We start from the raw sequence: 15,812 nt of genomic DNA, 5'->3' as shown, positions 1-15,812 counted from the left end.
GAACCGCCATAGGGCGAGTTTTCGACCAGTGCCAGTTTCTTCCGCCGCAATTTTGCTTTACGGCGCGCGCATGAACACGCTTGCCAGGATCGAAAGCGCTCTGCCGCTGCCCATCACCGTTGACGACGTTCTTGCGGCGCGGACCCGCATTGCAGGTTCGATCGTGAAAACGCCGACGCTGATCAGCCAGACGCTGTCGGACATGCTGGGGTGCAGCATCTATCTGAAGTTCGAAAATCTTCAGTTCACCGCTGCTTATAAGGAGCGCGGCGCGCTCAACCGACTGCTGCAACTGGACGAGGCGTCGAAGGAAAAGGGCGTGATCGCCGCTTCGGCCGGCAATCATGCGCAGGGGCTTGCCTATCATGGCAAGCGCCTAGGCGTTCCGGTGACCATCGTAATGCCTACGACCACCCCGATCGTGAAGGTGACGCAGACCCGCGGCCACGGCGCCACGGTCGTGCAATTCGGCGAGAAGTTCGACGACGCCTACGCCCACGCGCGCAAGTTGGAGGTGGAGCAGGGGTTGACCTTTATCCATCCCTTCGACGAGCCGGACATCATGGCGGGGCAGGGCACCGTGGCGCTGGAGATGCTGGAGGATGCGCCGCAGATCGACACGTTGGTCGTGCCGATCGGCGGCGGGGGCTTGTTTTCCGGCATGGCGACTGCGGCCAGGGCGATGAAGCCGGACATCCGGATGGTCGGTGTCCAGGCCGAGCTTTATCCGTCGATGTACAGCTTCATCAAGGGCGGCGATCTGGCCTGCGACGGCGACACGCTGGCGGAAGGCATCGCCGTCAAGCAACCGGGCGATATCACCCGCCGCGTGGTCGAACGGCTGGCGGACGAGGTGTTGCTGGTGTCGGAGCGGCGGCTGGAGGAGGCCGTCAGCCTGCTTCTGCAGATCGAGAAGACGGTCGTGGAGGGCGCGGGCGCTGCGGGCCTCGCGGCGCTGCTGACCTATCGCGAGCAGTTTGTCGGCCGCAATGTCGGGTTGGTGCTGACGGGCGGCAATATCGACACGCGCCTGCTGGCCAATGTGCTGTTGCGCGATCTTGCGCGCTCGGGCCGTCTCGCCCGTCTGCGCATCATCCTTCAGGACCGTCCCGGCGCCCTGTTTCATGTCGCGCGCATCTTCGACCAGGAAGCCGTGAACATCCTGGAGCTGTCGCATCAGCGCATCTTCACGAATCTGCCGGCCAAGGGCCTTAGCCTGGATGTCGAGTGCGAAACGCGCGACGGTGCCCATCTTCAAAGGCTTATCGCCGCGCTTCGCGAAGCGGGATATGAAGTCGCTCCCATTGAAGTCGCATGAAAGCCGATGCCCTGCAATTTTCGTGGTAAATGCCCTTTTCAGCCGGGCGACGTGACGCCATAAACCGACGATGGACGCAATGAGGATGAAGATGGAATCGGAGGGCGGGGCATGACCGCGCCGTTTCGATTCCCCCGTTTCTTCGTCACCAACCCCAGTCCTTGCCCCTATCTTCCGGGTAAGAACGAGCGGAAGGTCTTCACGGAATTGAGCGGCGACAACGCGTCGGAACTCAACGACGCGCTTGGCCGCATCGGGTTCAGGCGCAGCCAGAATGTCGCCTATCGACCCAGTTGCGCTGATTGCTCCGCCTGTGTGTCGGTGCGCGTCCTGGCGAAGCAATTCCGGCCCAACGCAACCCAGCGCAAGGTGCTGCGCCGGAACAGCGACCTGCATGTCACGGCGTGCAAGCCATGGTCCACCGAGGAGCAGTATGCGCTTCTTCGGCGCTATCTCCAGGCCCGGCATCCGGGCGGCGGAATGACCGAAATGGACGAGATGGATTTTGCCGACATGGTCGAGCAAACCCCGGTCGACAGCTATGTGATCGAATATCGCGAGCCCGATGCCGATGGCCGTCCGGGCAAGTTGGTGGGGGCATGCCTCACCGATCGTCAGGGTGACGGCCTGTCGATGATATACAGCTTTTTCGATACCGAGCTGGAGCATCGTCCCGGCCTGGGCAATTATATCATCATGGACCATCTGGTCCGCGCGGCCGCCGCCGGCCTGCCTTATGTCTATCTCGGATACTGGGTGGAAGGGTCGCAGCGGATGCAATATAAGGTGCGCTACCAGCCGCTGGAAAAGCTCGGTCGCCATGGATGGGTCCGGTTCAATCCGGAGGATCAGGACGCGTCGCGGCAATCGCACGCGCAGCACGAACAATCGCTTCCTACAGAACTGGCGGCCGTTCTTCGACGCTAATCCAGGTTAGCGGTAACTCCGCCGCAGCGGTATGAATTTCTTTAACTCCTTGCGCTAATTTCCGCAGTTGGTGAGGACCAGTGCGGAAGGATTTGGGCGGCTCATGGACCGCTTGGCAGATCATCGATTTTCCGGAATGCGCAGCGCGCTGGATACTGGCCTCTGTTTTCCAGATGCGCTGCTGCCGGCGAATGACCTGTCTACATTGTCCCGGTTGGATCGGCCGCCGCCGCTGTGCTGGTCGGCTGATCGCCGAGGTCGGCTGATTTTACTGGAGCAGGGGTGCGCGCATGCGCGGACTTGTTTCGCTGCGGACCCTGCCGGACTGGGCTGGATGACGCTGCTGACCGCGGAGCATCGACGGAATGTGCTGCACGCCGCGTTGGTTCAAACGCAGGATGAGCCCCTGCTTGTTCAAATCCGCGGCTATAATGAGCGGCGGCGCTGGTTCCGCGTGAAGCTGGAACGGGTTGACGAACCCGACTCCTCAATTTGCTGGCGCGGCACCCTGGAACATATGGAGGACTGCAACGCAGCCGGCGATTTGTCAAAGGCTCTGGCGGAAAGCCGGGAGCATTATCGCTGGTCGTTCGAACTCAGCCCGCAGGTGCCGTGGACGGCTGGCCCGGACGGCAGCATCCAGGAAGTTGGACCGCGCTGGTTCGAATTGACCGGCATGCGCCCCGACCAAGCACTCGGTACTGGCTGGATCGGCGCGCTTCATCCCGATGACATGGAACGGACCATCGCCGTCTGGACTGGCAATCTTGTCAGCGGAGCGCCGGTCGACATCGAATATCGCGTCCTGCTGCGGGATGGAGGATATCGGTGGATGCGCGCTCGGGCAGCGCCCAGGAAAGACGCGGACGGCCGGGTGGTCCGCTGGTACGGGACGCTGGAGGACGTGCATGCCGAAAAGCTGGCGCGCAGCGCGCTCAGCGAGAGCGAGGAACGGTTCCGACTGGCCATCCAATCGGCGCGTCTGGGCATCTGGGATTTCGATTGCACAACGGGCGTGCGGACATGGTCGGCCGAGTTTCGCAACATGCTGGGCATTTCCGCCGACCAGCCCGCGACGACCGAACTGGCGCTCAGTCTGGTGCATCCTGAGGATCGCGACCGGCTCAAGCAAATGCTCGATGCGGTCGCGCAAGGAACGGTGCCGCTCCATTTCGAGGCGACCTTGCGCATTCACCGCGCCGACAATGGTGCCCTGCGCTGGATCAGGAGCACCGGGTGGACGACCCGAACGGATGGCGGCGCACTATCCCGCATCATCGTGACCTACCTCGACGTCACTGAAGAGCGGAACGCGGAGGAGCGCATTCGATGGGCGGCGACCCATGATTCCATGACGCGCCTGCCGAACCGCACATTGTGGCAGGCCTCGCTGGAGACATTGGCGGCGAAGGCGCACAAGCAGGGCAACCGGTTTGGGCTGCTGATGCTGGACGTCGACGATCTGAAGAGAACCAATGATGCGCTGGGTCATGATGCGGGAGACGCACTGCTCTGCGCTTTTGCGGAAAAACTCTCTGCTGTCGCGCCGGCCGACGCCGTGCTTGGTCGGCTTGGCGGCGACGAATTCGGCCTGATCGCGCCGACGATCGACAGCCAGGCCGGGCTTGAGTCCTTGAGCCGTGATCTGATGGAGGGATGCCGGACTCCGGTTGCCCATCAGGGTCGCCTACTGGAATTCGGTGTCAGCATCGGCGGGGCGATCTTTGGCGATCATGCGGATCGCGCGGACGATTTGCTGAAGGCGGCGGACCTGGCCCTCTATGCCTCGAAGCGCGGCGGACGCGCCCGGCTGACGATGTTTCATTCGGAGTTGCGGGCCGAAGCCCAGCAGCGCACATCCATGATCCATATGGCGCGGGAGATCGTCGCCGACCGGCTGGTCGTGCCTTACTATCAGCCCAAGGTGGATATGCGCACCGGCCGCCTGCTCGGGTTCGAAGCCTTGCTGCGATGGCGTCACCCCCGCCTCGGCATCCAGTTGCCTGGCGCGATCGCCGCCGCGTTCCTCCATAGCGAGCTGGCGGTGGCACTGACCGTGCAGATGCTCGAAAGCGTCACGGCCGACCTCAGGTTCTGGTTACGCAAAGGTCTGAATCCGGGCCGCGTGGCGATCAACGCTTCCCCCGCCGATTTCGCACAGGGTGATTTTTCCGATCGCGTCCTGGATCACCTGCACCGAATGGACATTCCGGCCGCGCATTTCGAGATCGAAGTCACGGAAAGCGTGTTGCTGGACAACGGTGGCGATCAGGTCGCGCGCGCCATGCGTCACTTCGCCGATGCCGGCGTCAGGCTGGCGTTGGACGATTTTGGGACGGGTTTTGCATCCCTCAGCCATCTGAAACAATATCCGGTCGACGTCATCAAGATCGACCGCAGCTTCGTCCAGGATGTGGAGCGGGACGAAGGCAATGCCGCCATCGTCGATGCCATCGTGAAGCTTGGCGGCAGTTTCGGCATGGAAGTGGTTGCCGAGGGCGTTGAGACGCGTGTGCAGGCCGACCATCTGTTGGCGCTCGGCTGCATGGTGGCCCAGGGCTATTATTTCGGACGGCCGCTTCCGCTAGAAGCGACCCGCGCCCTCATCGCCGCTCAGGAATGAACTATTTGCAGCGGCAATGCCGGACGGTTCTGCCCGGCGCCAACTTCAGATAACGGACCTTCTTGGTGAGGTAGGTGGTCGTGGTCGTCGTCGTCGTCGCGGGTTGTACGGTGACGGTAGTCACGATAGGTGCCGGGTAATAATAGCCGTTCGCTATATATCCGCCCGCAGGCGCCCCCATGCCCGAGTTCGACCAGTGCGGCAGTCCGTCATAGGGCGGCGTGTCGTACTCAACGCCTGCGCCCCGCACTTCGCCTTCAAAACGCCCTTCATACGTGCCGCTGACCTTCCGGCCGTCGTCCGTCGTCCATGTGCCGGTCCAGCGCCCCTCAAAATCATTCTGGCTGGTGACGCCGTCATCGACATAATCATCATAGGCCGCGCCGGGCCGCTCGCCTTGCGGCGGCAACGCCCGGCCCCGGTCCTCCGCCTTGTCGATCGCCGCGCCGGCAACAGCACCGACCCCTGCGCCGACCAGAGTACCCAAGGTGTGATTGCCACGGCCGGCAATGCGGTTGCCAGCGATCCCGCCTACCACGGCGCCGACCGCCGCGCCGCCGCCGCCATTGTCGCGGCGCGGTTCGCCTCCATACCCGGCTTCATCCGGCCCGTAGCCGCCTTCATAGCGATCCCAGTCGATGCCGGTGCGGTAGTCATACACGCGGCCCCAACGGTCGGTCATGACGGCATCGTCATAGTAGCGCGACCAGCCATAGCCATAGGCTGGCGCAGGAAGACCATAGGCCCTGGAATTGGCGATATAGTAGTTCGGGCTGACCCAGTATCGCGGCAGGACATATCCATAGACAGGGCGGCGATAGCCGTTCCATCCGCCTGGCGCGCGCCACCCGGCATACCAGCGGCCATTATGGCGCGGACCCCACCGATGCCCGCCGGTCCATGCGCCACCGGCGGGACGCGACATTCCCGTCCCCATATGCGCCGGGCCGCCCGGTTCTGCACCGGCGGCAGCGGGCAGGAGGGTCGCGCCAATCAGCAGAAGGCCCGCAATCCTCATCGTCGATGCTCCCTCGATTCCGCGCGCTTCAAGGCAGGCGGTTCAACTCCCTAACGCGACGTTTAGCATGTTGATCCGGCGTGCGTCACCCTGCGGCGGTTGCACCTGTCCCGAAACGGGGCGATGGCAAATCTTCGGTTGCCGCTTAGATCAGCGAAGGCGCGCTGCGACCGCCGCCATCAGCTTCTCCAGCGCCAGGGCATCGACCGCGTCGAAGCGCGCGGGCAAGGGGCTGTCCAGATCGAGCACGCCGATCAGTTCGCCTTCATGGATGATGGGAACCACGATTTCCGAAGCGCTGGCGGCGTCGCACGCAATGTGCCCCGGAAAGGCGTGCACATCTTCAACGAGCTGCGTCGCGCGCGTCGCGGCGGCAGTGCCGCATACACCGCGGCCCAGTGGGATGCGGATGCAGGCGGGCTTGCCCTGGAAAGGCCCCAGGACGAGTTCTCCTTCCACCATCCGGTAGAAGCCGGCCCAGTTGAGGTCCGGCAGGAACTGCCAGACAAGCGCCGCCAGATTTGCCATATTGGCGACCGCATCGGGTTCCCCCGCCGTCAGCGCTTTGGCAGCTGACAGAAGATCGTCGTGGAGGGTCTGCTTGTCGGCCGTATCAACGGGGGCAAAATCGTACATGGCGCGACATATAGGCGCTGGATCGCGTCAGAACCATAGCGCTTATCAATCCAGCCGCACCTTGCCGCGTCCTTCCTTGACGGAGCTCCTGGCCTTCTTCGCATCGACCCGCCTGGCCTTGGCTGCCTTGCCGGGCTTCGTGGCGATGCGCCGGGCATCGCGTTCATGCGCTTTCGCGATCATCTCCGCCAGCCTGTCTCGGGCATCCTGGCGGTTGGCTTCCTGCGTGCGAAACCGATTGGCCTGGATGACGATTTCGTTGGCGGACGTCAGTCGGGAACCGGCGAGCGTCCTGATCTTGCGATAGGCGTGGACCGGCAAGCCGAGCTTGAACAGGTTGACGCGCAGTTGGACGGCGGTCGCGACCTTGTTCACATTCTGGCCGCCCGGCCCCCCGCCGGTGATGAAACGCTCTTCCAGCGCGTCTTCCGGGATTTCAAAGTCCGGCATCGTCCAGCATCTCAGGGCCGAAACCGGCAGCAAGGAAAGTGGCGGGCAGTGGCGCAGTGGCCTCCGCCGGCGGCTTGCCGCCGCGCGGAACGCTGATGAACCGGCTGTGCAGCAGCATGGGGCCAGCGCCATCGCCATAGACGGGGTCGCCCGATATGCCAAAGCCAAGCCCGTGTTCGGCATGGACGCGGATCTGATGCGTGCGGCCTGTTTCGGGGGTGAAGGCGATCAGCGCGCGACCGTCGCGTGCCGCCAGCTTGCGCCAGTGCGTTACCGCGGGCTTGCCCGCCTTGGCCGCGATCATGCGCCAGCCCTGGCTTGGGCTGCTGACCTTCTTGAGCGACAGGGCGATCGTGCCTTCCTCTTCTTCCGGTACGCCGCCGACAACGGCAATGTATCGCTTGGTTACAGTTCCGGCTTCGAATGCGCCCGCGAACCGCTTGTGCGCCTTGGGATTGCGGGCCAGCAGGAGGCATCCGCTGGTGTCGCGATCCAGTCGATGCACCGGGAGAGGCCAGCGCTGGAAGCCGAACGTCAGCGACGACAGATGATTTTCGAGCGACATCGATCCGTCGCGCGGGGCATCGACCGGCAAGCCGGCGGGCTTGTCGATGATCAGCGCCTCTCCATCAATGAACAGCACATGGTCGGTCAGCAAAGGCAAAAGGATCTTCCGATCGAAGGGGGGAATTGACGTTGGCCGGCCATCCTATAGGGCAGGGTGGCGATGGACAACAGAGGGCAGGGCAGGCCGCAGGCGCAATTTCGCCTTGACTGGGTCGATGTCGCGCGCGGGATCGGCATCGTTGCCGTCGTGGCAGGCCATGTGTGGACGCACGGTCCGGTGCGCGACGCGATCTACTCCTTCCACATGCCGCTGTTCTTCCTTCTGTCCGGCATGTTGTCGCGGCCGCACCCGGTGGGCGCGTTCACCAGGCGCCAATTGCTCGGTCAGATGCGTCCCTATGCGGTCTATCTGATACTGCTCGTCTGCGTTGATCAGATTGTCGAGCGGATCAAGGGGCAGCGGCCCGTGTTCGACCAGTGGCCGGAAGATATCCTGCCGATCCTGCTGGGCGGGTCGTGGTTGCGGGGGCCTTATACCATTTTCTGGTTCGTCCCCTGCCTCATGATAGCGCGCATCCTCTTCAATCTGGTGTCGGCGCGACTCCCCGATCCGCTGGATCGGGAATGGACCCTTCCGCTGATAGCGATGGCGATCGCCTCCTGCGTGTCAGGATGGGCGAGCGCGTCACCGCTTGGGCTGATCACGGTCCCGATGGCGTTCATTCTACTGTGGATCGGCGCTGTCTGGCCGCGCATCCGGTGGCGGAACTGGATGGTTCTGCCGCTGCTCGCTCTTGCTCTCTGCGGGCTAGGGGGACTGTTTCCGACGCTGAACATGAAAGCGGCAGATTATGGTTGGCCCCTTCTGTCGATTGGCGCGGCGGTGGCGACATCATTTCTGACATTCCGGCTGTCAGCCTTGATAGCACCGGGTGCGGGGTTGCTCGCCGCCCTCGGCCGGGCTTCGATGGTGATCATGTACTGCCATGTGGCGGTGATCCACTACTTGACGCCTTACCTGTCGAAATATGCTTTGTTCGCGGTCGCGCTCGTTGTTCCTTGGGGGCTGTGGAAGGCCATAAGCTGCTCGCCAAAGGCAAGCCGCTGGCTGCTTTAGGATGGGGCAAAAAGCCCGGTGCCAGCAGCGAAGGCACCGGGCTTCTGCAATTTACGAAGACGCTCGGATCAGCCGTGCAGCTTGATCGCCGTCTCCGCGATGCGGCGGCCCTGGTAGCGCGCGCCTTCAAGCTCTTCTGGCGCGGGCTGGCGGCTGCCGTCGCCATCAGCGATGGTCGTCGCGCCATAGGGCGCGCCGCCGCGGACCTTGTCCACGCCCATCTGTTCCGTATGGCCATAGTCGAGGCCGACGATCACCATACCGAAGTGAAGGAGGTTGGTGATGATGGAGAAGAGTGTCGTTTCCTGCCCGCCATGCTGTGAAGCGGTCGATGTGAACGCGCCGCCCACTTTCCCATTCAGCGCGCCGCGCGCCCATAGGCCGCCGGCTTGGTCGAGAAAAGCCGCCATCTGGCTGGACATGCGGCCAAAGCGTGTGCCGGTGCCTATAATGATCGCGTCATACTCCGCAAGCTCCGCCACGGTCGCCACTGGCGCGTCCTGATCCAGCTTGAAGTGGGCATTCTTGGCCACTTCAAGCGGCGCGGTTTCGGGCACGCGCTTGATGTCGACTTGCGCGCCAGCAGCAGCGGCGCCTTCAGCCACTGCCTTCGCCATCGTTTCGATATGGCCGTAGGACGAATAATAGAGAACCAGCACCTTAGCCATGTTTAGTCTCCTCGAAAAGTCGTTGGGGGAAGGAAAGGGGGCCGCCCGCATGGGAGAAGGGGGTGCGGACGGCCGCGGCCGCCCCGAAGTTGGGCGGGGCAGGCCGGTCAGGTCAAAGGCTGTCGACGAGCACGATCTCCGCGTCCTCGATCGCCGTGATGGTGATCGGATCGCCGCCGATGATTGCCGCTCCATCGCGCGCTTCGAAAGTCTGGCCATCTATCTCGATGCGGCCAGTCGCTGGGACCATATAGAGATGGCGGCCGGGCGCACTTTCATAGGTTACGCTCTCACCGGCTTTGATCGTGCCGCCCAGAAGGCGGCAGTCGGCCCGAATGCGCAGTGCCTCCCGATCGTCATCGTGCCCGCTGGCAAGAACGACCAGCTTGCCGGACCGGTCGCCCTTGGGGAATGGCTTGGCACCCCAACTGGGCTGACCGCCCCTGACGGATGGCATGATCCAGATTTGGAAGAGCGTGGTGGTTTCATCCTCCAGATTATATTCCGCGTGGCGGATGCCGGTGCCGGCGGACATGACCTGCACGTCTCCGGCGGCGGTGCGACCCTTGTTGCCGAGGCTGTCCTGATGCGTGATCGCGCCAGTGCGGACATAGGTTATGATCTCCATGTCGGCATGGGGATGCGGCGGAAAACCGGATCGCGGAGCGATTTCATCGTCGTTCCAGACCCGGATCGCACCCCAGTGCATCCGCTCTTCGTCATAATAGTCGGCGAAGGAGAAATGGTGGCGGGCGTTGAGCCAGCCATGATCAGCATGGCCCAGCGACGCGAAAGGGCGGCGCTCGATGCGGCTCGCGGTGGTCGTGGTCATTATCGATCCTTTTCGTTGCGGAAGCGGCAGCTTCCACCTTGCGTTTCTACAATTTAGTCCTCAGGATTGTTTCATAAACAAGCCGGTATGAAACGGATTGTTTCTTTATGCGCCTACCTGATTTCGAGGCATGGGCCATGTTCGCGGCCGTGGTCGAACACCGGAGCTTCACCGACGCGGCCAAGGCTCTGAGCGTGTCCAAGGCTACGGTGTCCAAGGCGGTGACTCGGCTGGAAGAGCATCTTGATACCAGTCTCTTCAACCGGACGAGCCGCCGACTGTCGCTCACGGAGAGCGGCAAGCGTCTCGCCGACCACGCGCGACGTATCATGGCCGAGGGGCAGGCGGCGGAAGAGGCGGCGAAGGACGAGACGTCGGAGTTGTCCGGCGTTGTAAGGCTTGGCGCGCCTATGACGTTCGGCCTTCTGCGTGTCGCGCCGCTGGTGGCGGAATTCACCAAGGCCAATCCCCTGGTGGACGTCGACCTGCACCTGTCGGATGCGCGGATCGACATCGTCGAAATGGGGCTCGACGCCACGATACGCATTGCCGACATGCCTGACAGTTCGCTGCGCGCGCGCCGACTGTCCGACGTCACCATGCATGTGATCGCCTCGCCCGCCTATCTCGACGGGCGGGGACGGCCCCGACATCCGTCCGACCTGTCCGCGCATGACTGTCTTTGCTATTCCAACGTGACGACCCCGGACGTCTGGCGCTTTGCAGGGCCGGGTCAGCAAAATGTCGCGGTGCAGGTGCGCAGTCGCCTTACGGTCAACAGCGGCGAAGCCATGTTGCCCGCCTTGCGGCAGGGTGTCGGCATCGCCCGACTGCCCGACTTCATTGTTGGAGAGGCGCTGGCGAAAGGCGAACTGGAAGAGATTTTGCTGGAATGGAGACCGCCGCCCTTCGGCCTTCATCTCGTGACGCCACCGTCGCGCCTGAGGCCCGCCCGGGTAGAAGCCCTGCTCGATTTCCTGGCGCGGCATCATGGCTGCTGATGCGAGAAAATTATTCGCTTCAACACAAGGACCGCGGGCGTTCTAGCCTCGTTTCGCAGCCGATTTAATATTGACTCATCAAGGAATGTTTCGGCCTCAACTGTTCGTAAATAGATTCGAAACTGCACGACTCGCCTATTCCTGCCGGTTAGCGAATAATTAACCTTTGTCCTTCAGAAGTTTTTTGGTTAATGAATTTGAACGCAAGCCGTTCTGGTGGGTGAACGGGACTGCGACGGACAAGGGGCTTCACATGCGCGTGCTGCTGATCGAGGACGAACCGACCACCGCCAAGGCGATCGAGCTTATGCTCACGACCGAAGGCTTCAACGTCTATACCACCGACCTTGGCGAGGAGGGTTTGGACCTCGGCAAGCTCTATGATTATGACATCATCTGTCTCGACCTGAACCTGCCCGACATGCACGGCTATGACGTGCTGAAAAAGTTGCGCGCGGCCAAGGTCCAGACGCCGGTTCTGATCCTGTCGGGCATCAGCGAAATGGACAGCAAGGTCCGGTCGTTCGGTTTCGGTGCGGACGATTATGTGACCAAGCCTTTCCATCGCGAAGAGCTGATCGCGCGTATTCATGCGGTTGTCCGCCGGTCGAAGGGCCATTCGCAGTCGGTGATCCGCACCGGCAAGTTGTCGGTCAATCTCGACGCGAAGACGGTCGAGGTCGACGGCAATCGCGTCCACCTGACCGGCAAAGAATATGCCATGCTGGAGCTGCTCTCGCTCCGCAAGGGCACGACGCTGACGAAGGAAATGTTCCTGAACCACCTGTACGGCGGAATGGACGAGCCGGAATTGAAGATCATCGACGTTTTCATCTGCAAGCTGCGCAAGAAGCTGGCGCTGGCGTGCGGCGGGGACAATTATATCGAGACCGTCTGGGGTCGCGGCTATGTGCTGCGCGATCCTGACGAGCTGCCGGAGCAGCAGGCCAAGGTCGCCTGACACCCTCTTCTTCGGAGATTCATGATGAAAGGCCGGCGTCGCATCGACGTCGGCCTTTTTTGGTTCAGATCGGTGCCGGCCCCGCTCGTACCCATGCAGGCGCGAGCGGGAACTACGCTTTCTCGTCAGAACTCGAGATTCAGCCTTCCATAATAGAAGCCGCCGCTAATGCCGTACGGCGCATAGGCGTTGTACAGGTTACCCGCGACCTGGCTGGCGGGCTTGAGCTTGGAAGGATAGGTGTTGAGCAGGTTGTTCGCGCCCACCGAGAGCTTGACCCCCTTGGTGAGTTTCACCCCGGCTTCGAGGTCAAGGATCACCTTGGGATCGACGACATTATCCACAAACTGCGCGGTGCAGGTGGAAGAAGCAGGCGTGCAGGCGACCCAGTCTGACGTGACGAGGCTGGTGGCGCCAGCCCGGGCATAGATTTTGCCGTAGCGCGTCGCGCGCAGATTAAGGTTGAACGCGTCCTTTTCCCACAGGATGTTGGCGATGAACTTGTCGCGTGGCGTGCCCTCCGACAGGTCGCCCTGGCGTGCGCGGCCGATAAAGGCGACGCCTGCCCCGCCGGTGACGGGTGGGTCGATATGGGTGAACTTCGTCCGGTTGAAGTTGGCGGAGAGGCTGATCGTCGCCAGCCCCATGTCGCCGAGGCCAGCGCGGTATGTGCCCACGATGTCCAGACCGCGGGTGCGCGTGTCTGCGGCGTTGGAGAAGATCAGCGCGCCGAACACTTCCTGAATTCCGTTGGCGCGCAAGATGTTGACGACCGCCGGGCCCTGCAACGTCTCGCTCAGCAGGATGCGGTCCTTCACCTTGATCTGATAGGCGTCGACGGTCAGGTTGAGGTTGGGCGCCGGGGTCAGCACGATCCCGGCCGAGAAATTGGTGGACTTCTCGGGCTTCAGCGGAACAGCGCCCAGGGCGCGGGCAGCGGGACTGTCGACGGGAAGCGCCTGTACCGGACGGAGCACATTCTCGCCATTGATGACGACGCCGATAGTGGATGCGGAGGCATAATGTTGCTGCTGGAGCGTGGGAGCGCGGAACCCGGTGCTCGCCGTGCCGCGCAAAGCGATGCCACGCACCGGTTCGATGCGGATCGACGCCTTGCCCGTATCGGTAGTGCCGAAGTCGGAATAATCCTCGTGCCGCCCGGCCAAGCCGAACTCAACGCCTTCTACGATGGCGCCCTCAATGTTTACATAGGCGCTCCAGTTGTTGCGGCTCCATTTGCCCGATCCTTCCGGTGGAAAGCCGCTGACGCCCTGTGATCCGATGCCGGCGGCAAATTGCCCTGCAAGATGATGGCCCGCCGGGAAGCGGTAGCCGCCATTGATATAGGAGGCCGGTTCGCCCGGCCGGATGTGGAACGTGTCTTCGCGATATTCCGCGCCGACGGCGAGGGCGACCGGCTTGGCCAGACCCAGGTCGAACTCCTTTGTCAGGTCGAGGTTCGTCACCCACTCGTCGAACTGGATGTTGCCCAGATACATGGTGGTCGGGCTTGCCGTGCCGAGCGAAGGGTTGAGCGTGGTCGTCTGGCTGTAACCGACCTTGTCCCGCGCATAGCTGCTCGACAGATCGAAATTCACGCCGCTGCCAATCTCGCCCCGTAATCCCAGCGCGACCTGATAATCCTCGTCCCGGACATGGATGCGCGGAATATAGCCTTCCGGATAGGTGGTATAGATATTGTTGTTCGCGGCGGGCAAGCGATAGGTCAGCCAGCCGGCGGCATGGCGCTTGGAAGCGGTGCCGAAGCTGTAGAGCTCGAACGCGTCACCGACCGGCAGCATGGCGTCATAGCCGATATTGCCCCCGATCACCTGCGGCTGGCCATATTTGGCGCGGTAGCGGTTCACGCTGGTATTGCGCGGATCGGCGACGCGGTTCACCGAAGGATACCAGGCGTTGAGGCCCGTGCAGTTCGCCGGGCCGGCGCAGGCGATGGGCGAGCCCGCGACGACCGTGTTGTCCTGCAGCACCGCGTCGCCGGAGATATGCACATAACCGCCATCGGGGCCGAGCGAGAAACCCTGGTCAGCCTGAATGCGGCCCTGCCATCCACCATTGTCGGCCGTGCTGCCCAGCGTCAGCGCTGCGCCGCCGGACGTGTCGTTCTTTAGGATGACGTTGACCACCCCGGCGATCGCGTCCGAACCATATTGGGCCGACGCCCCGTCGCGAAGCACTTCGATCCGGCTGATGGCGTTCCCGGGGATCAGGTCCAGGTCCGGCGGGGATTGTCCGTTCTGCACCGACCCGTTGATGAACAGCGTGGCGCTGTTGTGACGCCGCTTGCCGTTGACGAGCACAAGCAACTGGTCGCCGCCCAAGCCGCGAAGCGACAGGGTGCGTACCGCCCAACTCGCCCCGGCACCGTTGTTGGACACGTTAATAGATGGGACGAGCGTGCCGAGCAGGTCTCGCACCGATTGCTTGCCGCTCGCTTCTAGATCCTTCTGGCCCAGCACGTCGATCGGCGCCAGGCTTTCGGCAACCGTGCGGGTCGTGGTGCGCGTGCCTGTCACGATGATGGGGGTCGAATCCTCCACTGGTTCAGGCGCGGGTGCCATGCCGACCGCCGTGCCCGTCGCGCCTGGAACGCTCGCTTGCGCAAGCTGGAGTGCCAGCGGATTTCGCCAGGCTACGCCACGATTAGACGGAACGGCAAGGGCTATGACGCCGACGCCTGCTTCCGACGACCGCAATTCCGTGCCTGCAAGCAGGCGGGAGAGCGCCTGCTGCGTCGACATCCACCCCTGAATACGACGGCTGCGGATCGATGCGACTTCGTCATAGGGGAAGAGGATGCGGACCCCCGATTGGGTGGATAATTGCCGAAGCGCGCCGCTCAACGGTTGGACATGAATGTCGAACCGGTGGCGCTGGCTTAGGCTGGCGTCGGTCGACGGCGCCGCGAGAAGTTGACTGGGCGAAGCAAGGCATATGGCGAGGGAAACCCCCGCCAGCAATTGGCGCATCGGCATTGTCTGTTCCCCTGATTGGTGGCGGCCTTCAAGCCGCTCAATGCCCCAAAACGAAGTTTAGGAGACATTCCGCTACAGCGAATGACAGTTTGGCGACATAAAATGTTGCCAATAGCCTTATGAAGATTTCAGCAGCGGCTAGAGCCGAGGCAACGTGACGCCTTGCTGTCCCATATATTTGCCCGCCCTATCGGCGTAGCTCACCTCACATGGTTCATTGCCTTGGAGGAAGAGGAACTGACACGCCCCCTCATTGGCGTAAATTTTGGCGGGCAGGGGAGTGGTATTGGAAAATTCGAGCGTGACATGACCTTCCCAGCCTGGCTCCAGTGGGGTCACATTCACGATGATGCCGCAACGCGCATAGGTGGATTTGCCAAGGCAGATGACCAGCACGTCCCGGGGCACCCGGAAATATTCCACCGTGCGGGCGAGCGCGAAGCTGTTGGGCGGGATGATGCAGACGTCCGTCTTGCGGTCCACGAAACTGTTGGCGGCGAAATCCTTGGGATCGACCACGGCGCTATCTACATTGGTGAAGATCTTGAATTCGTCGGCCACGCGGGCGTCGTATCCGTAGGACGACAGGCCGTAACTGATGCATCCGTCGCGCTTCTGATTTTCGACGAACGGCTCAATCATGCCGGTCGACTGTGCCTGTTCGCGTATCCACTTGTCGGAAAGAATGGCCATATGTC

The 15,812-nt window shown here is 62.5% G+C and carries 14 protein-coding genes; 6 read left to right on the top strand and 8 right to left on the bottom strand.

The genetic code is table 11. The features are described 5' to 3' along the window. Window positions 1-70: 70 nt before the first annotated feature. The 3 genes from ACFQ24_RS00320 (at window position 71) to ACFQ24_RS00310 (ending at window position 4,868) form a co-directional block, all read left to right on the top strand. Complete coding sequence (locus ACFQ24_RS00320) at window positions 71-1,318, top strand: threonine ammonia-lyase (RefSeq protein WP_380908222.1); 1,248 nt, start codon at window positions 71-73, stop codon at window positions 1,316-1,318. 111 nt (window positions 1,319-1,429) lie between these two features. After that, a complete protein-coding gene (locus ACFQ24_RS00315; protein ID WP_380908220.1) occupies window positions 1,430-2,245 on the top strand; it encodes an arginyltransferase in 816 nt (271 codons plus the stop codon). Window positions 2,246-2,579: 334 nt separating this feature from the next. Beyond that, the gene (locus ACFQ24_RS00310; protein ID WP_380908218.1) at window positions 2,580-4,868 is read left to right on the top strand and encodes a putative bifunctional diguanylate cyclase/phosphodiesterase; all 2,289 of its coding nucleotides are present in this window, start codon (window positions 2,580-2,582) and stop codon (window positions 4,866-4,868) included. A gap of 1 nt (window position 4,869) precedes the next feature. Here ACFQ24_RS00310 and ACFQ24_RS00305 read toward each other — a convergent pair whose 3' ends face one another. The 4 genes from ACFQ24_RS00305 to ACFQ24_RS00290 form a co-directional block, all read right to left on the bottom strand. Next, window positions 4,870-5,886 carry an RcnB family protein gene (locus tag ACFQ24_RS00305; protein ID WP_380908216.1) on the bottom strand — a complete coding sequence of 339 codons (1,017 nt, stop codon included), beginning with the start codon at window positions 5,884-5,886 and terminating at the stop codon, window positions 4,870-4,872. A gap of 150 nt (window positions 5,887-6,036) precedes the next feature. Next, window positions 6,037-6,522, bottom strand: a complete 486-nt coding sequence (locus ACFQ24_RS00300) for a GAF domain-containing protein (protein WP_380908214.1) — start codon at window positions 6,520-6,522, stop codon at window positions 6,037-6,039. 45 nt (window positions 6,523-6,567) lie between these two features. Further along, a complete protein-coding gene (gene arfB, locus ACFQ24_RS00295; RefSeq protein ID WP_380908212.1) occupies window positions 6,568-6,972 on the bottom strand; it encodes an alternative ribosome rescue aminoacyl-tRNA hydrolase ArfB in 405 nt (134 codons plus the stop codon). After that, window positions 6,959-7,636, bottom strand: coding sequence for an RluA family pseudouridine synthase (locus tag ACFQ24_RS00290; protein ID WP_380908210.1), 678 nt, complete (start codon window positions 7,634-7,636; stop codon window positions 6,959-6,961). Before ACFQ24_RS00290 ends, arfB begins: the two co-directional genes overlap by 14 nt. 63 nt (window positions 7,637-7,699) lie before the next feature. Between ACFQ24_RS00290 and ACFQ24_RS00285 the strand changes: the two genes are divergently transcribed. Next, window positions 7,700-8,656 carry an acyltransferase family protein gene (locus tag ACFQ24_RS00285; protein ID WP_380908209.1) on the top strand — a complete coding sequence of 319 codons (957 nt, stop codon included), beginning with the start codon at window positions 7,700-7,702 and terminating at the stop codon, window positions 8,654-8,656. A gap of 68 nt (window positions 8,657-8,724) precedes the next feature. Here ACFQ24_RS00285 and wrbA read toward each other — a convergent pair whose 3' ends face one another. Continuing rightward, entirely contained in the window at window positions 8,725-9,324 is a 600-nt protein-coding gene (gene wrbA / locus ACFQ24_RS00280) for an NAD(P)H:quinone oxidoreductase (RefSeq protein ID WP_380908207.1), read from the bottom strand. A 112-nt stretch (window positions 9,325-9,436) separates the two neighbouring features. Next, window positions 9,437-10,156 (bottom strand): pirin family protein, encoded by a 720-nt coding sequence (locus tag ACFQ24_RS00275; protein ID WP_380908205.1) that lies wholly within the window; start codon window positions 10,154-10,156, stop codon window positions 9,437-9,439. 107 nt (window positions 10,157-10,263) lie between these two features. On the opposite strand from ACFQ24_RS00275, the gene ACFQ24_RS00270 reads away from it, so the two are divergent. Continuing rightward, entirely contained in the window at window positions 10,264-11,157 is an 894-nt protein-coding gene (locus ACFQ24_RS00270; RefSeq protein WP_380908203.1) for a LysR family transcriptional regulator, read from the top strand. Between the two features lie 253 nt (window positions 11,158-11,410). Next, on the top strand, window positions 11,411-12,118 hold the full coding sequence (gene ctrA / locus ACFQ24_RS00265; protein ID WP_066767510.1) for a response regulator transcription factor CtrA: 708 nt from the start codon (window positions 11,411-11,413) through the stop codon (window positions 12,116-12,118). 125 nt (window positions 12,119-12,243) lie between these two features. On the opposite strand, the gene ACFQ24_RS00260 is transcribed toward ctrA, so the two are convergent. Further along, a complete protein-coding gene (locus ACFQ24_RS00260; protein ID WP_380908201.1) occupies window positions 12,244-15,114 on the bottom strand; it encodes a TonB-dependent receptor plug domain-containing protein in 2,871 nt (956 codons plus the stop codon). A gap of 138 nt (window positions 15,115-15,252) precedes the next feature. Next, a complete protein-coding gene (gene dcd, locus ACFQ24_RS00255) occupies window positions 15,253-15,807 on the bottom strand; it encodes a dCTP deaminase (RefSeq protein ID WP_380908199.1) in 555 nt (184 codons plus the stop codon). Window positions 15,808-15,812: the final 5 nt, after the last annotated feature.

Origin of the sequence: Sphingobium olei (genome assembly GCF_042678845.1) — a bacterium.
Lineage (GTDB): Bacteria > Pseudomonadota > Alphaproteobacteria > Sphingomonadales > Sphingomonadaceae > Sphingobium > Sphingobium olei.
Note: the sequence above shows the minus strand (reverse complement) of the source record. Positions and strands in the feature narration are given on the sequence as shown.